This is a genomic window from Pedobacter nyackensis (assembly GCF_900176505.1).
GTDB classification, from domain to species: domain Bacteria; phylum Bacteroidota; class Bacteroidia; order Sphingobacteriales; family Sphingobacteriaceae; genus Pedobacter; species Pedobacter nyackensis.
This window is the reverse complement of record NZ_FWYB01000002.1, coordinates 25,237-47,808: the sequence shown is the minus strand read 5'-3', so window position 1 is coordinate 47,808 and position 22,572 is coordinate 25,237. Positions and strand designations below refer to the sequence as shown.

Below are 22,572 nucleotides of genomic sequence, written 5' to 3'. Positions count from 1 at the left end.
GAGAAGTGCATTCTGACTACAACAGTCCGAATTGATACCCTTGCTCCTTAAAATATTTTAAAGCTAAAGGCAATGCATATTCTAATCTTTCAAAAGCCTTTAAGCTGTCGTGGAACACGATAACAGAGCCGTTTTGTGTATGTTTAATGACGTTTTCGTAGCATTTTTCAGGAGATAGCTCCTTATCAAAATCGCCACTTAAAACATCCCACATGATGATCTGCATTTCAGGGTTTGCGGACCTTATCGCCGAAATTTGAGATTTTTTTATGCGCCCATAAGGCGGACGAAACAAATTTGTTCCGGTTAATTCCTGACATTTTTTGAAATTTCCCAGATATACCTGATCTTCAGTTTTCCAGCCTTTAAGATGGTTAAAAGTATGGTTGCCTATGCGATGTCCTTCTTTTTTAATCTGCTCAAAAACATCAGGATGTTTAACAATGTTATCCCCGATGCAAAAGAAGGTGGCCTTTGCATCGAAGCTTTTCAAAGTTTTTAAAACGAAGGCTGTAACATCGGGTATAGGTCCATCGTCAAAGGTTAAGTAAATAACACTTTCATTGCGAGGCTTATTCCAGGTTAGAGATGGATAATACCATTTTAACAATAGCGGGGATTTGACCAGGTACATAGTCAAATGTAAGTTGTTTATGCTAATATTGTGAAAAAATCTATGAAGACAATCATCTCCAATACCACTTTTACTAAGCTTACCCTGGCTTCATCTGTGTTTTTTTTTAGTACTTTTTCACAGCAAGCGCTCGCCCAGGAAGTGATTACCGTACAACGCGCAATTGAAGTAACGCTGCAAAATAACCTGCAGGTTACCAAGTCTAAACTCAGCGAAGATCTGGCAACAGAGAATTATAAGCAGTCAAAGCTGGCACAATATCCGCGTTTAAATGGATCAGCTGGCCAAGGTATGAACTGGGGACGTAATAACGTTGGTTCGGGTGTTTTTGTAAATACACAGATTTATAGTTTTAGTCCGGGAATAGGGCTCGGGGTTGATTTGTTTAATGGCTTTGCTAAAGTTAACCAGGTCAGACAAAATAAGATGCTGCTCGAAGCAGGGAAAGTAAATACAGATAAGGTTAAGAATGATCTGGTGCTGCAGGTGGTTACTTCCTATATGGAGATTTTGTTCAATAAGGATCGTTTAAAAGCTGCAAAAGAGCAGTTAGCCGTGGCTCAGAAACAATTGAAGCAACAGCAGGAGCTTTTTAATGTGGGGAATAAAACCCTGGCAGACCTGGCCGAATCAAAATCTCAGGAAGCTAAAGCAGAGTTGACCGTAACCACTGCCGATAATGCGCTAACCATTTCATTGATTACACTGGCCCAATTGATGGATATTCCTTCTTCAACTAAGTACGAGGTTCAAATGCCCGATGCTTCGGGTATAGCTGCTTCATCCTCAGTGTACAATGCTGAAGAGGTATATACTGAAGCATTAAGATTGTTCCCGGATGTTAAATTGGCCGGCATCCAAACTGAAGTTGCCAAAAAGGGAATTGACGTGGCAAAAGGGAGTCTGTACCCCAGTTTGTCTTTCAGCGGGAACTATGGTACCTCTTATCTTTATTCCTACAACATTCCGAATAATCCATCCTTTAGCACACAAATAGAAAATAACATTTCAAAAGGGGTAGGGCTAAGTCTGAGCATTCCTATCTTTAATGGTTTACAGGCCAGATCCGGGGTTAAAAAAGCACAGATCAATTTACTGCAGACCCAGGCTGATGAGCAGCTGATAAAAAATAGCCTGAATAAAATTATATACCAGGCCGTGGCCGATTTTAGAGCTGCAGGTAGTACTTATGCTTCCTCAATTAAAGCTTTTGAAGCACAGAAAGAAGCTTTTTCAGTAATCGAGCAGCGTTACAATGTAGGTCTTGCGAATTCACTGGATTTAAGTACCTCGCAAACCAATAAAAATACCGCTGAAATAGATATGATAAGAGCTAAATACGATTTGCTGTTCAAGGCAAAGGTGATTGATTACTACTTAGGCAAACAAATAGTTTTTTAACGTTCAGGGAAACCAAATAATATATTAAAAGCATGAAACTAAAACCCATATTAATTATAGTAGGAATTATCATCGTCCTGATTGCAGTTGGTGTATATGCAGGTGTGATCGGTGGTGATAAAAGTGAAAAGGTAACCACTGAAAAGGCCGCTGAAAGAAAGGTTGTAGAAACCGTTACTGCGAGTGGAAAAATTCAGCCTGAAACAGAGGTGAAACTGAGTGCAGAGGTGTCTGGTGAGGTTACCGAACTGTTGGTTAAGGAAGGCGATATCGTAAAGAAAGGTCAGCTGTTGGTGAAAGTACGTCCGGATGTACTTAAGTCGGGGTACGACCGTGCAGTGGCTTCTTATAGCGCTCAAAAGGCTGGTGTGGCTGGTTCTTCACAATTACTTAAACAAGCCGAAGCAAACTTCGTGAACGCAGAGGCAACCTACAAACGTAATGTTGAGCTGTTCAATAAAAAAGTGATTTCTGCTTCAGAATTTGATGCAGCGAAAGCGGCTTACTTAACGGCAAAAACAAATCTGGGCAGGGCTAAAGAAGATTTTACAGGTGCTAAGTTTAACCTGGAGCAATCAGGTGCCAATGTTCAGGAAGCTAGCGCTAACCTGGCAAAGGCAACTATTTTTGCACCCGTTGATGGCGTAATCTCAAAACTGTCTGTAGAACTTGGCGACCGTATTTTGGGTACCATTCAAAATGCAGGAACGGAAATCATGCGTATCTCTAATCTTTCTACTATGGAGGTGAATGTAGATGTAAACGAGAACGATATCAATAGAGTTAAGGTCGGTGATCAGGCCAGCATTGAGGTAGATGCCTTTGCGGATAAGAAATTTAAGGGAGTAGTAACGGAAATTGCCAGCTCATCCAAAGATGTAGGTTCGGCTACCAGTACGGTAGATCAGGTGACTAACTTTAATGTAAAGGTGCGTATCCTTGCGGAGTCTTACAGTAACATCAAAGGTGGGGCTAAAGATCTTCCTTCGCCATTCAGACCGGGTTTATCAGCCACAGTGGATATTGAAAGTGAAACTGTAAATGGTTTGTCTGTGCCAATACAAGCTGTTTTTACGGCAGATAAAAAGAAAGATGGAGATAAAGACAAGAAGCCAGAAGAGAATAGCCAGAATGATGCTGAAAAGCAAAAGTCTAAACTCACCGATAAGAAAGTGAAACAGTACGTTTATCTGTACAGTACTGATGAGACTGTAAAGCAGGTAGAGGTGACTACCGGTATTCAGAACGATCAGTTTATCATTATTAAATCCGGACTTAAAGCAGGTCAGGAAGTGGTAACTGCCCCATATTCGGCCATACAAAACAAATTGAAAGACGGAATGAAGGTAAAGAAAGTTACTAAGGATCAGTTGTTTGCTGAGCCTGGTAAAAAGTAAACTTTATCAATCCTTTTTAAATAAGTAAATTGTCCCGGTTTAAAACATTAAACCGGGATTTTTTATTTATAATGTATGATACCTAAAGTCGCAATGATTGGTGGGGGTAGTTGGGCTACTGCTATTATAAAAATGCTCTCTGATAATATTTCAACGAAGGAGATCTATTGGTGGATGCGAAACACCGAAGCTATAACGCATTTACAGAAGTATAAGCACAACCCAAATTACCTGAGTTCAGTAGAAATTAGGCTTCCTGAAAATAATATCTCTGGTGATATCGCGGGCGTCATTAAACAAGCCGATTATATTATCCTGAATGTGCCTGCAGCCTTTTTAAAAGAAACACTTAAGGGGGTTACTGCTGAGCATCTAAAAGGCAAAAAGATCGTTTCTGCCATCAAGGGGATTGTTCCTGACGAAAATCAAATCATCGGCGAATTCCTGAACGAAAAATACGGTGTACCTTTGTCGGATATTTTAGTCATCAGCGGACCATGTCATGCTGAAGAAGTTGCTTTAGAAAAACTATCTTATCTAACTATTGCCTCTATAAATACAGATGCAGCATCCTTTTTTGCGTCGCTACTGCAAACACGTTACATTAAAACCAATGTATCGGATGATATTTTCGGGACAGAGTACGCTGCTGTATTGAAAAATATTTATGCGGTTGCCAGCGGCATCTGTCATGGTATCGGCTATGGTGATAATTTCCAGGCGGTATTGATTTCCAATGCAATCAGAGAGATCAAACGTTTTGTTGATGCTGTTCATCCAATTTCGAGGGACATCAAGGAATCGGCCTATCTGGGCGATTTGTTGGTAACCGCCTATTCGCAGTTTAGCCGCAATCGCACTTTCGGTAATATGATCGGAAAGGGATATACCGTGAAGTCCGCACAACTGGAGATGAATATGGTGGCCGAAGGCTATTATGCTGTTAGTTGTATGCATTACATCAATAAGAAGTATAAAGTAGATATGCCGATCAGTCGTGCGGTATATGCCATTCTTTATGAAAAGCATTCGCCGCAAATTGAAATGCGTTTGCTTACAGAGCAGTTGAATTAGTCCTGCAAACAAAATACTTTGTTGATGGTTTTATATGGTATAAAACCATACAGCTATGAAAAAAAAGTATTTGTTGGGGATGTTAACCCTGGCCATGTGCAGTGCATCAATTTTTAGTGTTAGTGCGCAGGACAAAAAGAAAGAAACGGGCGTAGGTAAGGCAATCGACAAAACAGGCAAAACTATTGGTAAAACCGCTACAAAGGTTGGCAATAAAACAGCGGAGGTAGCAGTAAAAGGTACAGCTAAAGTTGCTGATCAGGTTTATAAAGGTAAGATGGCCCCTGATGGGAGCAATGTATATATCGATGGTAAAAACAGAAAATACTATATTAATAAAAAAGGTGGGAAGGTTTATCTGAAAGCTTCAGAGATCAAAACCCGTCCGGTAAAGAAAAGCAATTAAAATTAAATAGCGCTGGCCAGATCAGATTACTGATAAATAGAAAAGGCCTCCGGAATTCCGGAGGCCTTTTTTGTATATGATTGGTTGGGTATTAAGACCTGCGTCTTCTGTCGCCACCGTTTCCGCCTTCGCGTCTGCCAGCACCAGATCCACCTTTGTCTTCACGGCTTCTTCCAGAGAAATCTCTGAAACCACCACCGCTGTTACCGCCACGGTCTCCGCCTTCGCGTCTACCGCCGCCGCCACCACCGTAGCTTTTGCGCTCGCCGCCTTCGCGTCTTCCGCCACCGTAGCTTCCGCCTTCACGTCTGCCACCGCCACCAAAGCCACCACGACTACGACCACCGCCGCCACCTTCGCCATCAGCTGTTTTTTCGATTCTTACACCGCGGTTGTTAAATTCAACTCCTTTAAAGTTGTTGAATAACGACTCAACAGATGCATTTTCAACCTCGAAGAATGAATAAACACCTTTAAGATCAATTTTACCAATGCCTTTTCCGCTGATTTTACCGTTGTTACAAACAAAAGATAACAAGTCACCTCTTGTAAAGTCATCAACAGAACCAAGGTTAATGAACAGACGGGTATAGCCTTCGCTGCTTCTTGGACCTCTTTCTCCGCGCTCACCACGTTCACCTCTGTCATCTGCAGAAGAGTTCAAATCAGGTGCATTTTTGTAATACTCCAAAAAGCGGTTAAATTCTAAAGAAGCAAAACGTTTGATCACCTCATCTTTGCTCAGTTCAGCAAACTCATCCATGATACGAGGCATGTACTGCTCGATCTGACTTTCGTTAACTTCAACATTGTGAACCTTGTGAACCAAAGCAAACAATTGTTTCTCGCAAACATCAAAACCTGTAGGAAGTTCAGCTTTAGTAAACTGTTTTCCAATGATTCTTTCAATCTGACGGATTTTACCAAGTTCTTTTGAGTTTACAATACAGATAGAGATACCTGTCTTACCAGCACGGCCTGTACGACCACTACGGTGTGTGTAACTTTCAATTTCATCAGGTAAAGAGTAGTTGATTACGTGAGTAACGTTGTTTACATCGATACCACGCGCAGCAACATCAGTAGCAATTAACAACTGCATGTTACGATCGCGGAAACGTTGCATTACTTTATCACGTTGTTGTTGAGATAAATCTCCGTGCAAAGCATCAGCATTGTAACCATCTTTAATCAAGTGCTCAGCTACATCCTGGGTATCCAGTTTAGTTTTACAGAATACTACTGCAAAAATCTCCGGATTGAAATCCACAATGCGTTTTAAAGCAGCGTATTTATCTCTGGCACGTACAATATAGTACTCATGCTCAATATTTACGTTACCTGTGTTTTTAGTACCCATGGTTAACTCAACAGGTGAGTCCATGTAGTTCTTAGCTATTCTTCTTACCTCAGGAGGCATAGTTGCAGAGAATAACCATGTTTTTTTATCGTCAGGTGTAGTAGACAAAATATCGTTAATGTCTTCCTGGAAACCCATGTTCAACATTTCGTCAGCTTCATCAAGCACTACAAATTTCACGTTACTGAAATCGATAGCCTTACGGCCGATAATGTCCAACATGCGGCCCGGTGTAGCCACTACAATTTGTACACCGTTTCTAATTTCACGCAGCTGCTGCATAATGTTTGCGCCACCGTAAACGGCAACGACATTAGCACCACTGATGTTTTTTGAGAAATTCTTGATGTCGCTAGTAATTTGCAAGCAAAGCTCTCTGGTAGGGCATAAAATCAATGCCTGAGGCTTATTGCTCTTAAAGTCTATCAATTCTAACAGCGGCAAACCAAATGCTGCTGTCTTTCCTGTTCCTGTTTGGGCCAAACCAACAAAATCGTTATTGCCCTCTAACAGTACAGGAATACTTTGTTCCTGAATAGGAGTTGGGTTTTCGAAACCTAAATCCTTTACGGCATTAACAACGTCATCACTTATCCCCAATTTACTAAATGGGTTTATCATGTATAATAATTTATTAAGCCGCAAAGGTAAGTTTAATTATTGGTATTTCAATCCCTTGTAACTAAATAAAAATCAGGCAATTAATTATCTTAGTCTGTCGGCCGACCTCAATAATTGCTCATCTTTGCGGATTCCGCGGACAGCAAGCACACAAAACAAGATCGCTAAAACAAATAAAGAAGAGGCGATATGGAGTGATGCTCCACCGATTCCACCAGGGAATAAAGATGCATTTAAAGCTGTCAATACAGCTGTAGCAATGATTAATACCATATTGATCATGATCAGACGTTTTTGCATCGGACGATTTTTAAATTGGAAAATACAAACCAGACACAATAAAATAGCTACGCCATTTAAAATCATCGCACCAATCGGTGTAACACTAATGACATTGGTACTTGCCTCTTTAATCGACTGATGATGCCCATCTATATATAATAAATATTCCGTGTTGTTAACGCTTTTAGTCATTAAAGGGAAAAAAAACAGACTAACCAGTGTTAATGCAGCCAAAAGCAGCCAGATAGATTGGACTCTTTGTATCATATCAGTTCAATAATTTCAACAAATATATCAAAAGGCCGATACTAACCAATCCGATATCCGATTAAAAAGATAATTTTGTACCATTGAACATGCAACGGTATTTTATCGAATTGTCGTACAACGGCACCGCTTATCATGGCTGGCAAATACAGCCCAACGCCTCCACTGTGCAGGAATGCCTGGATAAAGCTTTATCTGTTTATTTCCGTCAGCCGATTAGCTCATTGGGCTGCGGGCGGACAGATAGTGGCGTGCATGCCACGCAGTTTTATGCGCATTTTGACTTGCAAACAGCAATCGATCCTTTAAAATCTGTTACCGGTATCAATTCTTTATTGCCCTACCAGATCGCAGTAAAGCGTGTTTTTGAAGTAGATAATGAGGCTCATGCACGTTTCGGAGCTACCGAACGCGCTTATCATTACCATCTTCATTTTCACAAAGATCCCTTTAAACTGGATCGTTCCTGGTTATATAAAGGCGATTTAGATATGGAGGCCATGAACGAAGCTGCAAAGTTGCTTTTAACTTATACCGATTTTTCCTGCTTCAGTAAGTCGAACACCCAGACCTTTACCAATAACTGTAATGTTATGGAAGCCTTTTTCGTAAAAGAGGACGAAGGTTTAAAGTTTACCATCAGGGCTGATAGGTTTTTAAGAAACATGGTACGTGCAATTGTGGGTACACTCATCAGAGTAGGTAAAAAGGAATTAAGCCTTGCACAGTTTAAAGAAATCGTCGAAAGTAAAAACAGATGCAATGCAGGGCAGTCTGTTCCTGCATGTGGTTTGTATTTAGTTAATGTAATTTATCCTTTTGTAAAATAGATATGTCTAAAATAGCAGGTGATGCATTTAATGTAAGTTTATTGAAAAGAGTTTTTCAATATGTAAGGCCTTACCGTAAAATTTTCATCCTGTCTATCGTTCTAACCGTGTTACTGGCTCTAATTGCTCCGGCCAGACCATATCTGATTCAGCATACGCTGGATAATTACATCATGACCGGTCATTACAATGGTTTATTAACCATGACCATCCTGATGTTGGTACTGCTGGTGCTGCAGGCAGGTATACAATTTAGTCATACCTTATTGACAAACACGCTGGGACAATCCGCAATCCGGGATTTGAGGATCAATGTGTTTAATCACATTACCAAGCTGAGATTAAAGTATTTCGATAATACGCCGATCGGCCAGTTGATCACCCGTACGGTATCTGACCTGGAAACCATTGCCGAGATTTTCTCTGAAGGCTTAATCGTTATCATTGGTGATATTCTAATGGTGATTGTAATCATTGGAGTAATGGTTTACAGGGATTGGGCGCTTACCCTCGTGGTGTTATTACCTATGCCTTTGCTTATTATAGCTACTTCTATTTTCCAGAAAGCCATTAAATCTGCCTTCCAGGAAATCCGTACAGAGGTTTCTAACCTTAATACTTATTTGCAGGAGCACATTTCAGGGGTTTCTATCATTCAGTATTTTGCAAGGGAAGAGCAGGAGTATAAGAAGTTTGTAAAGATCAATGCGCGCTACCGCGATGCCAATATCCGTTCCAACTGGTATTACTCGATTTTCTTTCCGGTTGTAGAGATCATTTCTGCCATGTCATTAGGTTTATTGGTTTGGTATGGTTCCAGAAGTATTCTGGCAAAGCCATTGGCGGTAACCCCTGGTACCATTGCCGAGTTTATCTTATACATCAACATGTTGTTCAGGCCAATCCGGGAGCTTGCTGATAAGTTCAATACGCTGCAAATGGGGATGGTAGGAGCAGAGCGTGTTTTTAAAGTATTGGATACAGATGAAATAACGGCTAATAAAGGTTCGTTCGTGCCTGAAAGGATGCATGGGGCTATATCTTTCGATAAGGTTTGGTTTGCTTATAATGAGGATAATTATGTGCTTAGGGACATTTCATTTCAGGTACCTGCTGGTAAAACCATTGCACTTGTAGGCGCTACAGGAGCCGGAAAATCTTCTACCATCAATATCCTGAACAGGTTCTACGAAATCCAAAAAGGAGAAATTAAGATTGATGGAGTAAAAATTCAGGAGTACGAACTCAATCATCTGCGTAGCAACATTGCTACTGTTTTGCAGGATGTCTTCCTGTTTTCAGATACAATTTTCAACAACATCACGCTAAATAATCCTGATATCAGTATGGGGGAGGTAGTTGATGCAGCCAGAAAAGTTGGGGCACATGATTTTATCATGCGCTTGCCTGGAGGCTATCAGTACAACGTGATGGAAAGAGGAGCAACACTGTCGGCAGGTCAGGCCCAGTTGATTTCATTTATTCGGGCGCTGGTATACAACCCTTCTATCTTAGTGTTGGACGAGGCCACTTCTTCAGTGGATACAGAAACTGAGATGTTGATTCAAAGGGCCATAGAGAACTTGATGCAGGGCCGTACCTCAATTGTAATCGCCCACCGCTTGTCGACCATACAAAAAGCCGATAAAATACTCGTATTAGATAAAGGGGAGATTATGGAAATGGGGACCCACCAGGAATTGCTGAAATTAAACGGTTATTATAAAAGATTATATGATTTACAGTTTAACTCTATCGGTGTTGAAAAATAATCGGAATTAATGCCACTGGTTGCGGAGGGTCATTCGCATATGCTGCTGGAACATCTGTTCTCTGTATGCTCTTTGTGCAGCCTTCTTTGAACGCCTGGATAAACCCCAGATAAACAGCACTAACATCGCTAACCCTACTGCATATACAGGTATTGGGTTTTCCATGTTAATAGCAGCAAAATATAGTCCAGCAAAAATTACGGAGGTAAGAATTATATAAAATCCAGTCTTCATCCTGTAAAACTACTAAGAACTTTAGTCATTAAAGAGGGTTTTTATCAACTTATCCACATTTTCACATAAGCAGATGTTAATTAATGGTATGTGCCTATTGATCAAGCCAGTTTTTAAATGCTTCGGCACGTTCTTCACTAACGATGACTTCAATTCCATCGGCAGGAGCGGGGATAAGCACAATCCTTACCCTGTTTCTTGAGAGCTTATACATCTCCTTGATGGCGCTGATGTTGATGATAAACTTGCGGTTGATGCGAAAAAAAACGAACTGGTCGAGCTGGGGTTCAAGACTGCTAATTGTCTCTTCAATGATGTAATTTTGCTTATCCTTGGTAATCAGGAAAAGGTATTTGTCCTCTGCCATGAAATAAGCCACGTCTTCTGCCTGAACGGTTTTAATGAGCTGACCCATTTTTACCATGAAGCGGTTACGTAATTTGCCGGCAGGCGTTCCTGACCTATGCAGTACTTGTTGCAGGGGCATTTCTGAAGCTTTTCTAATGGTGTTAAGCTTGGTAAGTGCAGTCCGTACATCATCCTCATCAAAGGGTTTCAACAGGTAATCAATACCCTGATTTTTAAAAGCCTTTAAGGTGTATTGATCGTAAGCGGTAGTGAAAATAACAGGGCTGTCGACAATCACTTGTTGAAAGATCTCAAAACTCTCCCCGTCACCAAGATGGATGTCCATGAACAACAAATCAGCAGTGTTCTTACTTAGCCAGTTTACAGCCACCTCAACTGTGCCTAAAATGGCCAGTACCTGTATGTTGGGATTAATGTGCACGAGCATTTTCTCCAGCGTATCAGCTGCCAGTTCTTCATCCTCAATAATTAATACCCTCATTAATTTTTATGCTTGAGCGTAAAAGTAAAAAAAAACTCCGGTCTGAGAAAATACAGACCGGAGTTTAAATTCCTGTTTTCGTTAATGACTATTGCAAGTTAGGGTTATTTGCAATGGCATCTTTAGGGAAACGAATCGTATATCTTGGATCGTTTTTTTGAAGTATGAAAGCCTCTCCACCTACAGTGTGCGTAATTTGTGGTTGACCATAACGTCTTAAATCATACCAACGCTGACCTTCCAGCGCCAACTCTCTTTCTCTTTCTACCAGGATTTCCTGTAAAAGGGCGTTTTTATCCAGTGCTGAAATTCTGGTTGCTTCAGTTGTATAGTACGCAGGAGTTAATCGTTTCGCTTTTAAAGCCAATAAACTCTGAACTGCCAAAGCCTGATCATTGGTTTGTAAAGCTGCCTCAGCCTGTATCAGATATAACTCTCCATTGCGGAAGGAAATCTTATTTGCATCTGAAGCTCCTTTTAGCGCAACATAGTTACTGCCGGATTTGCTGAAGTATTTCGCAAAGCGAAGATCGTCGGTCTGATTATATAGGCCAATCAGGTGTGCTGAAATTCTGGCCAGTCTGTTGATACCATTGTTAAATGGTGATTCCATCGACATGATGTTTTCTTTAGCTAAATAGTTGTTCGGAAGTACGGCGCCAGCGGCATTTAAATCTTCCAATTGATTGTCTAAAGCTAATGCATCCTTACTTGCTTTTAAAGCTTCAGCATACTCTCCTCTGAATTCGCGTACCCTTGCCAACAAAGCAAAAGCAGCACGTGTAGTAAAGCGGTAGTTTTTACCAGCCTCAAAAGTTTTAACATTTAATAGTTTTTGCCCTTCTGCAATATCAGCAAGTACCTGGTCATATACCACAGCTACTGTTGCTGGTGTATAAATGTGTTCCAGATCTACTTTTAAAGAAAGAGGAATACCACGATCTGTTGCTGCTGTGTTTTTATCATAAGGCTTCGCATATAAGTTAAGCAACTCGAAATGACTGTAGGCACGTAACAAATAAGCTTCACCCTTAAGTTGTGCAGTTTCAGTATTTACACCTGCTCTTGCTTCAACATCAGAGATTACTGTATTGGCGTTGAAAATGGTCCTGTAAAAATCAATATAATGGAATTGAATAGACAAGACATCAGGATTGATGTCATTCCATTTATAAATATCACGATACAATGGGAAATCATCATTGAATTCGTTCAAAACCAATTCGTCAGTACGTGCGGCTAATAAAGATTTATGCTGGGCAAAGCCCGCATACCCTGCATTCAATAATGCTCTGAAATCCTCTGCAGTGGTAGGAATTACTCTTCCCACAGGCTCTATATCTAAATATTTTTTACAGCTGCTTAAACTTAATGAAAGTAGTACAGCGCTTAATATGATTAATTTCTTCATCTCGTTATTAATTAAAAAGTAGCATTTAAACCAATCGAAATACTTCTTGATATCGGTTGAGCATAAATATTACCGTAGGTTTCAGGATCAAAATATCCTTTATAATCGGTACTGATTACAAATGGATTTCTTGCTTCAATGCTTACTCTTAAGGTATTTGCTTTAACTTTTCCAGCAATAGCTGCAGGAAGTGAGTATCCCAAACGCATACTGCTTACACGCATATAGCTTATCTTTTTAGAGAAAACATCCAGATTGTTGTAAGAATTACTCGCATCAAAGCCTGTTAGCCAGTTGTAAGCCATATATCTTTCACCATCAAAGCTGTCTTTCCCAAAAATACCAGGCATGTTGCTGCCAGCATTAGTTGGTGACCATGCATTTAAAATATCAGTAGAATAATTTCTTCCTCTATCCACTTGTGCAGGGTTATATTGTGGTCTGGCCAATACGGTTTGTCCGATGTTAAAAGTTGCTGTTACAGCGAAATCAAAGTTGTTATAACGTAAGCGGTTGGTAATACCTCCAGTAAACTTAGGTTCCATATCACCTGCATAAGTATATAGATTTCTAAATTCTTCATTAGATAATGCTGTGCTGGTTAATTCCCCAGGGAAGAAATCTGCCCATGGATCATATAGCTTATAGAAATTCTCTAAAGAAACTACCTGACCATCTTTCATAAATTGAGGAATACCGTTGGCATCTAATCCTGCAGTTTTCAATACAAATATTGCCCCAACAGGGAATCCTTCTCTTGAAGGAGTCAGCTGATTCGGACGAATTTTCTCCTGAACGACTTTACTCTTATTCTGGGCAATGTTGAAATCAGTTGACCACTGGAAATTGTTTGTTTGAATGTTTCTGGTAGAGATACTTAATTCCAAGCCTTTGTTTTTTACCCTTGCAAAGTTAGCATTGGTAAAATCAAATCCATTTTCCAATTGTAAAGCCTCTGTACCGATTAGGTCTTTACTGTAACGGTTGTAATAGTCAAAAGTTACCTGTACCACATTGTTAAATAAACCTAGGTCTAAACCTGCATTGAAAGTTGATGTTTTCTCCCAGCGAAGTTTATTGTTTGGAGGACTGGTTACCGAAATGGTAGGTTGGTTTCCTCCTGGTAAAATATTTGCATTGCTATAATTACCTACCACAAATGGTGAAGTAGTTTTGTCTATGTTTCCTTGAATACCGTAAGAACTACGAAGACGGAGGTTAGAGATCCAGTTGATGTCTTTGATAAACTTTTCCTCCTTAGCATTCCATGCACCCGAAACGGAATAAATAGGTAGATATCTGTATTTAGGATCTACACCGAATAGATCTGATCCATCGTAACGGATACTTCCATATAATGTATATTTCCTGTCGTAAGTGTATGATAAAGTACCGTAGAATGATGCATAGGCATTCTCCTGTTTCCCTTTTTGATAGCTATTGAAGTTTGGATTCTTCGCAAAATCCGCATTTGGAAATACAATGTTCTGATTGGTTAAAGTACGTTCATTAAAACCAAAACCTCTGGTCAGCACGTCTTCGTTATAAGTCCTTCTTAGCTCAGTTCCTGCAAGGGCTTCAACTTCATGGTTTTCAGCAAATACTTTTTTATACTCCAGGATTGATTTCCAGTTGTATTGGAAAAATGAAGTGTTCTGGTTGGTAATTACACCACCAAGAGGTAAGAAGTAATCGGTTTTACCAAGCCCAGAATTAAAGTAACTACTGCTTTGTCTCAGTTTACGGGTATTGTAACTTTCCTGCCCTGCATATTTTTCAACTCCGGTATCTTCAAACTGTAAACCTAACTCTGTACGGATGTTAAAGGCTCTATTGATCTCATAATTTAGGTCCATTACAGTTTTAACACTTTTATTACCCAGCGTATAACGAGTGTTTGCACGTTCTTCCAGGAAATTGTACGGAAGGTAAACATCGCCATTTACGGTACCCAAAATGTCAAGGTCATATGCATAATTGCCATTGGCATCTCTAACCGTTTGATAAGGGTTTACATTTCTTGAATACGTACTTACATTGGTGTAACCATCGGGATCTGTAAGGTAATTCTTGCGATTTGTTTTAGACCCAAATACTGCAACACCTGCTTTTAACTTCTGACTAAGGTTGAAATCTGTTTTTAAGGTAATGTTATAACGTTCCATACCGGTTCCGATCGTGGTACCTTTTTCGTTATAATATCCTGAAGAAAAATAATAATTAGCCTGATCACTACCACCAGATAAGCTTAAACCGTATTGTTGGTTTAGAGCGGTTTGATATAATTCATTAGCCCAGTTTGTGTTATTGCCTCTTAATGCATTGATTGCATCCTGTGTGCCTGCCGTTAAGCCTGAAAAACCATTAGTTCTATAATTGCTCAGTTCTCCGCTTTTATTCAAAATCCTGGCAACAGAACCTTGATTATCTCTGTAAATAAGATCTGGTCTTGAAGCCATTCCTAATTCAAAATCTACCTTTTGGTTGGAGTTCATCAGGTTAAGCTTAGATAAGTCCGGACGATCTGAAATAAAAGTATTTGCAGAAAAGTTAACTGCCATAGGACCTTTTTTACCTTTTTTGGTTGTAATTACAATTACACCATTTGCTGCCCGCGCACCATAAATGGCAGTTGCAGCCGCATCTTTAAGGATCGTAATGTCGGCAATATCATCAGGATTTAATCCGGCAATAGGCAAATTACGTAACTGATCGATGTTGTCTTTATCAGTAAGTTTGTTGGGCAAGTTTGTTCCTTCTAAAGGAAGACCATCCAATACCCATAGAGGATCTTGTGTTCCATTTAATGAAACGGTACCACGGATTTTGATTTTTGGAGCTGCACCTGGTCCACCGTTTAAGTTAGCTACAGATACACCTGCGATTTGCCCTTCCAGCATTTGATCAACACCAGCAACACCATTCTGGCGAACCTTCTCGTAATCTAATTTTGCTACTGAAGTCGTGTTTTTACGCTTGGCAATGTCTGCATAACCAGTTACAATTACCTCACCTAATACTTTATCGTCGTTTTTTAATGAAACTGTGATTTTGGTTTTGTTGGTGATGTCTACCATTGTGGTAGTATACCCCAGATAACTTACTTTTAAATAAGTAGTTCTAGCAGGAACTTTTAAGATAAAGTGACCGTTAGCATCAGTCATAGCTCCGATAACGGTATTTTGTATTACACCTGGACTCGACTGTTCGCCAATGCCAGATTTGTCAACGAAAACCGAAGCTCCGGGAATGGGTTTTCCGTCTTCGGCCGACAGCACCGTTCCGGTAACCGTGGTTTGTTCCTGAGTATAGCCTTTAAAGCCAACCGAGAGCAGGAAAAGAAAAAGTAGTAATTTGTTCATTATTACAAAATTATGGATAGTTTAATTGATTTTTAAGCTTTGGCGGATCCTTAAGATCAGATCCATGTAATGATTTTGAGTTTCCTCACCAGCACGGGTTTTATTTTTTTCTAAAAGGGTTAGAATCTTCAATAGTTCACCTCTTTTAGCAGATGCTACATCTGAAGTCCTGGTCATTGCATTTACGTAAACATTTCTCAGTTCATCGCCTCTAACAGCAGCGTTTTCTTGAAAAGCGCGAGGAGTAAGATCACAAAGTTCAGGTAAGTTGTTTTTTACAGTATTTAAAGACTTAATGGCTTTTTTGTTTATTTTTTCCATCAGTTTATCAGAACTCACCAATAATGCATCAACATAGTTCTGTTGAGTCATGCGCTGATCCAACGTAAGTGATTTGCCACTTACCGTTTGTTTAAATATCGTTTCTCTAATCTCCTTCAACAATTGTGAAACCGTGTACACTTTATCCTTCCCATGAAGCGATTCCATTTCCAGCAATCTTAATAAGCGCTCATCATTTACTAAATTGTACATCAGGGATGCTTGTTGCTCACGTTTTAAGTTATAAGGACCGTATTCGTAAGGACCAACCGGCGTATCTTTAATCGCAAATGTGCTTGATAACAACTCCGGATTAAACAACCATTGCGGAAGGTTAAACAATTCCCTTTTAAGGTAGTTCAAGGCTTCTTGTTGTTTTTCTTTAGGAACCGGGGTGTAAGTTTTTTTACCATCTCCGGCTACAGGGCTTTCCAGATAGTAACCACCAATGTTTGACATCACGTGATCAGCATAGGTGTTCCACTGCCATACGGTTGCCATATAAAGTTTCCCTGCCTGATAGTAAGAATCTCCCGGTTCTGCTGCCCAGTCTAAAATCTGAGGAACCAAACGCTGCAGGTTTTTTAAACCATATTCACTTGCTTTCACCGAATTGTCGCCCAGATCTTCTGATTGTGATCTTGGATCTACTACATTTAAACCGCTTTGCTGCTCACCATAGTGATACAAAGGATCGTGTTGGTGCGCTTTAATCCATTCTTTCTGGATTTCCAGTTCTTTACGTGGATCTTCAGTATCCAACCATCTGTAACCCCATGCAATTGCATATTTATCGTATACGCCAATTTGTGGGGTGATGTTGGTTACCTGATCTTCAGGTTGTGCCACATAGTTAAAACGGGCATAATCCATAATCGAAGGAGCTGTGCCACCCATTTTAGCTGTATAAGTCTTCGAACGTAGAGAATCTACAGGGTATGCTGCAGAAGCGCCCATATTGTGTTTGAGACCTAAAGTATGACCTATTTCATGTGAGGATACAAAACGGATAGCATGCCCCATTTGCTTTACACTAAAGTTGTTTTTTCTTGCTCCGGGATCAATAACACCTGTTTGTACACGCATCCAATACTGTAAAGAGGTCATCACATTGTGCCACCAGATTACATCTGATTCCAGAATTTCTCCAGTACGTGGATCCACAACAGATGGCCCCATGGCGTTTGATTTTGGAGAAGCAGCATAAGTAACCATCGAATAGCGAACATCGTCACCGTCAAAATCAGCAGTGTCTGTTACCTCTTTCGCCTGAATAGCATTTTTAAAACCTGCGGCTTCGAATGCTTCCTGCCAGTCTTTTATCCCTTCAATAATATAAGGTACCCATTGTCTTGGGGTAGATGGGTCAACATAATATACGATTGGTTTTTCCGGCTCTACCAGTTCACCTTTCAGGTACCGTGCTCTGTCGGCTGCTTTTGGCTCCAGCTTCCATTTGGTAATCAGTTCTCTGGTTTCCAGTTTTTGCTGTGTATCTGAGAAATACCATCTTGGTGTAGTGAAATAGCCAACTCTGGCATCTGAAAAGCGAGGCTTCATTGGTTTTTCCGGTAATAGCAATAGGTTAGTGGTTACCGCAACGCTGATAGCGATTGTACTTTGTCCCTCTGTAACCGAAGTGCTTAATAACGAGCGTACCACTACGTTTCCAGGGAAGCTCTTCATGTGCTCAATGCCAGATAAAGCGGTTTTAGGACTGGTACCTAAGCCAATGTTGGTAAACACATCGTTAAAGCTCTTCTCTGTACCATCAAATACTTTATTTACTTTGATGACTACAGCTGATGAGTCAGGTGAGTAAGCTTCAATTTTAAAGGTTTCAATTACAGAACCTACGAAATTGTCTTTTACCGATTGGGTAATTGCATCTCCTGCGGGCGATTCTACCTGGGGAACGATGGTTTTTACCCATACCGTTTTAGCTAGTTTGTTAGGGTGAAAACGAATTACTTTATTTTCGTAATTCATTCCCTTGTTTACACCGGCTTCGTTAATGGCCAATGGCACTGAAGATATTTTGTTGACTAATAAAAAGTCTTTATCCATCAGTTTTAAGGGGATCTCAAAATAATAATCCGTCTCTACCTGATGTACTTTGAAAACACCATTAAGCGTTTTTGCATTTTTTAAAAGGCTTTTATAATCCTTTAAAGTGTTTTTCTTAGTCGTATCCTGCTCTGCTTTCTTTGGCGTTTTAACAGTGACTTTTTTTGCTGCAACTTTAGGAAGTTTTTTAGAAGTTTGCGCATTTATACTAATCGCTGAGATAAGAATAAATAAAGCTATAAGCGAAGTCTTATTTAAAATCATAACTCTAAAATGCCTGAATGTTTGTGTATTATGAAACTATACAGCGTGAGCAGGCACTTTAGTAGTGTGAAGGCGCAGTTTTAAGGAGTGAAGAAAATGTTAATTAGATGTTATAACATCGTTAAACTTAAATGTTTTTTACTACGCTTATTCAGTAGCCTTTAACAGAGGTAGATAAACTTTGTAAACATCTCCCTCTTCACCATAGCTAAATTGTTTCGAACCAAAATATGCATAAGTACTTTGAAGGTAGCTTAGTCCTTGCTTTCCCGAATCCTTTACATCATTGCGTAACTGGAGGTTATTGCTGGTTACAATATAGTCATCTTCACTTTTTATGCTGATTTTAAGCGGCATCATTTTGGAAAGCACATTGTGTTTCACTGCATTTTCAATTAGTGTTTGCAGACTCATGAATGGAATAAAAGCCTGTAAATGTGCTTCAGACACCTGTATGTCTAAAGGCTCCAGCGCATCACCAAATCTTATTCTCAACAGGAAGAAGTATTCATTTGCAAAGCGAAGTTCTTCGGCCACAGTGGCCAGACCATTGGGGTACGACTCAAGCACATATCGGTAAACCCGGGATAATTTTACAACAAATGATTGTGCCAGTTCCGGGTCCTTCTCTATTAATGCATTTAAAGAGCTTAACGAGTTGAATAAGAAATGTGGGTTCACCTTTTCCTTAAGCGTATTGAGCTGAAGCAACGCATTGTCTTTTTGCTGACGTTCAGCAACAAGACTCAACGCTTGTTTTTCAGCAAATTCCTTTTGCCATTTAGCCTGTGCCCAGGCAATCAACAACAGGATCACCAAGGCCGTTGTAGCGAACATAAACATCAAATATTTCTCAATTGCTTTTACATCCTCATCTACCGATAATACCAGGGTATCTATTACCATAGTCCATCTCATTCCGGAAATATTCAAGGGAGTATAGTAACGTATTACGGGGAGTTCGAGATAGGAAGAAAATACCATTTCATAGCTGCTGAGGCTATCGCGTAGGAAGATCTTCCCAGATAAGGGATTTACTGGGGAAGGTATTTTTGTTCCAATCAACTTTTCCTCAGGATTGGTCACATAATAGCCATCCTCGTCTACTATGAAAGGGTAGGCCATACCATAAGCATCTACATCCCTTAAATAATACTGAAGTTGTTTGAGGTTGATGTCCAGACCGAACATTAATATTGTAGAATCTGCAAGTTGATGTTTTGAGCCAACCAGCCAATGCATGGTATCTGCTACAGAAACAAGTTTTCCTCTGTTTACTATTGTATCTTTTAGTGCAAGCTGGCTTTGGATCCAATTTTTTTGGTGTTTTAAAATAGGAGTATGATGATAAGTATTTCCGATTTTTTGAATAGCCCTATAAACAGTATCGTTTTTACCGGCAATAGCGTACCACCCTTTATCTACTTTTGAATGGTTAAGTAAGATCGCCTCCAAAGTACCCTCATGATTTCTGAAATCATCTTTATTGTTGATCTGGGGCAGGATAGCTTCTGAGTTGCTGATCCCTTTTATCAGATCCTTAAACTCATTGTGCATGATGTTTGATTTCAGCTGATAGCTTTTTGTAGCCAATTCTATACTGATCTGCTCCGCCCGCTTACTGAATTTTAACGAAATGAAAATCCCTATCGCTGTGAAACACAGTAATATAAAAAGGCCTATAACGATGAAGTATCTTGAGCTGAAGATGGGGGATTTCATCCTGCAAAGATGTAGAAAATAACTATTAAGGTAATTTTTTCTTTAAACAAGTTAAAAACATATAAACTGAATGTAAACAATTATGCACGCTTGGTTTCTTTGAAACATTCTTAATATCAGTTTGTTACAATTGTATAGTCGCGTTGTTTGATGAAAGCACAAATCAACATATTGCTTTTACTGTGGGGGATATCAATTTGTTTATCCTGTGGGGTTAAGCGTGCTGTTGTCTCGCCTCCGCCTGCACATGAGGCGAGTGCCTTATTTGTAAATGAGGTGTCTTTAAAAGCCATTCCCAGGGAGAAGGTAATCGACTTCCAGTCGGTGTTTAAGAAAGTGCTGGAGAATAACCTGAACGACTTGAGCTATCCTGAAGTGATCAGGAATTTTTATGTGAACAAGGGATTTCAACCTGTATTGGTTCCGAAGTTTTTACCGGATGGGGAACTGGCAGTAATGGTCTCTTATCTTGATTCAGCAGGGATGCATGGACTGGACCCTAAACTGTTTTTTACAGATGATGTTAAAAAAAGAATGGAGGAGCTTTCCAGTAAAAAATCGGTTGTAAATAAGTACAAGGACACTGTTGAACTGGAATTAACGGTAGCCAGTGCCTTGCTTAAATACAGCAATACTTTGCAGTTTGGACTTGTCGACCCATCTAAAATTGATTCAAATTATTTTTCTGTAACAGGAAAGGCGGATAGCGTTTCCATGCTGCAGGTGCTGGAAGTGAAAAATCTTAAAAACTACCTCGATAGTATCCAACCCAAAAGCGCTCAGTATGTTGCTTTGCAAATGGCCTTAAAGAAACAGATCGAGATGCCAGGAAAAAGTACTGCCGAAATAGATGAGATTTTAAAAGTAAACCTGGAACGACTTAGGTGGAAAAATATGCCGCTTGAATCCAAGTATGTAGTCATCAATATTGCGGATTATAGTCTGGACGTGATGGATAAGGGGAAATCAATATTGAATATGAAGGTTTGCGTAGGAGAGGCCGATAAGCAAACACCCCAGCTGAATAGTCACATTTACAGTGTGCAGGTAAACCCGATTTGGCATATACCGGCAAGTATTGTAAGAAATGAAATCAGCAAATATGTCGCGAATGATAGGTATTATCTCGACAATAATAACATTATTGTATACAAGCAAGATAAGCGGGTGTATAATACCGAATCAATAGATTGGTCGACAGTGGATGTTGGCAGTTATTCATTTAAACAACGGCCAGGTCAACAAAATTCATTGGGTAAAATAAAGTTCTTATTTAAAAATGAAAGCAGTGTTTATTTACATGATACGCCAGTGAAATCTGCTTTTAAAAAGAAAGTTCGTGCTGTGAGTCATGGATGCGTCCGTGTAGAGAAGCCACTGGAATTAGCATTTGCCCTTTTTGATAAAGGTCCTAAGTACGATCAAATCAAAAGCGGTATGCAAAGTGGATATCCAAGAGCTAAGTATATCGGTTTGCCAGCGCAGGTTCCAATTAGTATTACGTATTATACCGCAAGAGCGGATGGAAAAGGAGGGATTCTGTTTAGCCCTGATATTTACGAACTTGATGAGATTTTATATATGGCAATGAGGGATCAGCTTTAGAGTTGTTAGTTCATACGAGCCGCAGGAACCGATTTTTTCGTCATCTTATCCAAACCCACAGCATAGCTGTCGAATTCTGCCGTTAACTGCTCGATCAAAGCCTTTTTGGCTTCTTCGTTACCATTAATTTTGGCTCTCCAAATCACAGCCGTTTTGCTGTCTTTGGCTTTGATAAATATGGCATATTCTGCTGATTTAATTCCTTTAGGTAGGTTGGTGTCAGAAAAATTTATTGCGATCAGCTTATTGTGCGCTTCATTCTGAGTGATATTTTCCACACGGCTACCGCTATTTGAAAAGACAATTTTTCTGGATACAGGCATATTTGCATCTATCACCTCAATGGCACTTACATATCCATTTGAGGCTTTTTTCTGCAGCTCATTGTTGTTGAAAATTTCCCATACATTATCCATTTCCATATTGATGACCACGTCTTTTTCTATGTCCCATTTAACTTTTGTGGCTGCCCCCATTTGTGCGTTGGCTTTAATAGCTGATAAACCAGTTAGCAGCAATAATGATAATATGATCTTCTTCATTTGATATAAGATTTAAATAATTGAAAAAGGGCTACGCCAATTGACGCAGCCCATATAATTTTACTTGCCAAAAATCTCTTTCAGTTTTTTATCTAATGTTTCTCCACGAAGGTTTTTCTCGATGATGTTTCCTTCTTTATCAACTACAAC

At 39.8% G+C, this 22,572-nt stretch carries 16 protein-coding genes; 7 read left to right on the top strand and 9 right to left on the bottom strand.

Annotation, left to right across the window (positions count from 1 at the left end):
• Window positions 1–16: 16 nt before the first annotated feature.
• Window positions 17–634, bottom strand: coding sequence for a polysaccharide deacetylase family protein (locus tag B9A18_RS04435; RefSeq protein WP_084287486.1), 618 nt, complete (start codon window positions 632–634; stop codon window positions 17–19).
• Window positions 635–676: 42 nt separating this feature from the next.
• Between B9A18_RS04435 and B9A18_RS04430 the strand changes: the two genes are divergently transcribed.
• From B9A18_RS04430 to B9A18_RS04415, 4 genes are all read left to right on the top strand, one after another.
• Entirely contained in the window at window positions 677–2,035 is a 1,359-nt protein-coding gene (locus tag B9A18_RS04430; protein ID WP_084287485.1) for a TolC family protein, read from the top strand.
• A gap of 32 nt (window positions 2,036–2,067) precedes the next feature.
• On the top strand, window positions 2,068–3,432 hold the full coding sequence (locus B9A18_RS04425) for an efflux RND transporter periplasmic adaptor subunit (RefSeq protein WP_084287484.1): 1,365 nt from the start codon (window positions 2,068–2,070) through the stop codon (window positions 3,430–3,432).
• Between the two features lie 75 nt (window positions 3,433–3,507).
• Window positions 3,508–4,506, top strand: a complete 999-nt coding sequence (locus B9A18_RS04420) for an NAD(P)H-dependent glycerol-3-phosphate dehydrogenase (RefSeq protein ID WP_084287483.1) — start codon at window positions 3,508–3,510, stop codon at window positions 4,504–4,506.
• A gap of 55 nt (window positions 4,507–4,561) precedes the next feature.
• The gene (locus tag B9A18_RS04415; protein ID WP_084287482.1) at window positions 4,562–4,912 is read left to right on the top strand and encodes a hypothetical protein; all 351 of its coding nucleotides are present in this window, start codon (window positions 4,562–4,564) and stop codon (window positions 4,910–4,912) included.
• Window positions 4,913–5,003: 91 nt separating this feature from the next.
• Here B9A18_RS04415 and B9A18_RS04410 read toward each other — a convergent pair whose 3' ends face one another.
• Both B9A18_RS04410 and B9A18_RS04405 read right to left on the bottom strand, forming a co-directional pair.
• Window positions 5,004–6,893 carry a DEAD/DEAH box helicase gene (locus tag B9A18_RS04410; protein ID WP_200816310.1) on the bottom strand — a complete coding sequence of 630 codons (1,890 nt, stop codon included), beginning with the start codon at window positions 6,891–6,893 and terminating at the stop codon, window positions 5,004–5,006.
• 84 nt (window positions 6,894–6,977) lie between these two features.
• Window positions 6,978–7,442 (bottom strand): DUF4293 domain-containing protein, encoded by a 465-nt coding sequence (locus B9A18_RS04405; protein ID WP_084287481.1) that lies wholly within the window; start codon window positions 7,440–7,442, stop codon window positions 6,978–6,980.
• Between the two features lie 89 nt (window positions 7,443–7,531).
• On the opposite strand from B9A18_RS04405, the gene truA reads away from it, so the two are divergent.
• Both truA and B9A18_RS04395 read left to right on the top strand, forming a co-directional pair.
• Window positions 7,532–8,272, top strand: a complete 741-nt coding sequence (truA, locus tag B9A18_RS04400; RefSeq protein ID WP_084287480.1) for a tRNA pseudouridine(38-40) synthase TruA — start codon at window positions 7,532–7,534, stop codon at window positions 8,270–8,272.
• A gap of 2 nt (window positions 8,273–8,274) precedes the next feature.
• The gene (locus tag B9A18_RS04395; protein WP_084287479.1) at window positions 8,275–10,044 is read left to right on the top strand and encodes an ABC transporter ATP-binding protein; all 1,770 of its coding nucleotides are present in this window, start codon (window positions 8,275–8,277) and stop codon (window positions 10,042–10,044) included.
• Window positions 10,045–10,372: 328 nt separating this feature from the next.
• Here B9A18_RS04395 and B9A18_RS04385 read toward each other — a convergent pair whose 3' ends face one another.
• The 5 genes from B9A18_RS04385 to B9A18_RS04365 all read right to left on the bottom strand — a co-directional run bounded on the left by B9A18_RS04385 (window position 10,373) and on the right by B9A18_RS04365 (window position 20,275).
• Window positions 10,373–11,128: a LytR/AlgR family response regulator transcription factor gene (locus tag B9A18_RS04385; protein ID WP_084287477.1), complete on the bottom strand. Its 756-nt coding sequence runs from the start codon at window positions 11,126–11,128 to the stop codon at window positions 10,373–10,375.
• Window positions 11,129–11,216: 88 nt separating this feature from the next.
• Entirely contained in the window at window positions 11,217–12,539 is a 1,323-nt protein-coding gene (locus tag B9A18_RS04380; RefSeq protein ID WP_084287476.1) for a RagB/SusD family nutrient uptake outer membrane protein, read from the bottom strand.
• A gap of 11 nt (window positions 12,540–12,550) precedes the next feature.
• Entirely contained in the window at window positions 12,551–15,901 is a 3,351-nt protein-coding gene (locus B9A18_RS04375; RefSeq protein ID WP_084287475.1) for a SusC/RagA family TonB-linked outer membrane protein, read from the bottom strand.
• A gap of 21 nt (window positions 15,902–15,922) precedes the next feature.
• Window positions 15,923–18,553, bottom strand: coding sequence for a zinc-dependent metalloprotease (locus B9A18_RS04370; protein WP_084287474.1), 2,631 nt, complete (start codon window positions 18,551–18,553; stop codon window positions 15,923–15,925).
• Window positions 18,554–18,700: 147 nt separating this feature from the next.
• Window positions 18,701–20,275, bottom strand: coding sequence for a histidine kinase (locus tag B9A18_RS04365; RefSeq protein ID WP_084287473.1), 1,575 nt, complete (start codon window positions 20,273–20,275; stop codon window positions 18,701–18,703).
• A gap of 150 nt (window positions 20,276–20,425) precedes the next feature.
• On the opposite strand from B9A18_RS04365, the gene B9A18_RS04360 reads away from it, so the two are divergent.
• The gene (locus B9A18_RS04360) at window positions 20,426–21,880 is read left to right on the top strand and encodes a L,D-transpeptidase family protein (protein WP_084287472.1); all 1,455 of its coding nucleotides are present in this window, start codon (window positions 20,426–20,428) and stop codon (window positions 21,878–21,880) included.
• Window positions 21,881–21,885: 5 nt separating this feature from the next.
• On the opposite strand, the gene B9A18_RS04355 is transcribed toward B9A18_RS04360, so the two are convergent.
• On the bottom strand, window positions 21,886–22,422 hold the full coding sequence (locus tag B9A18_RS04355) for a hypothetical protein (RefSeq protein ID WP_084287471.1): 537 nt from the start codon (window positions 22,420–22,422) through the stop codon (window positions 21,886–21,888).
• Between the last annotated feature and the right edge of the window lie 150 nt (window positions 22,423–22,572).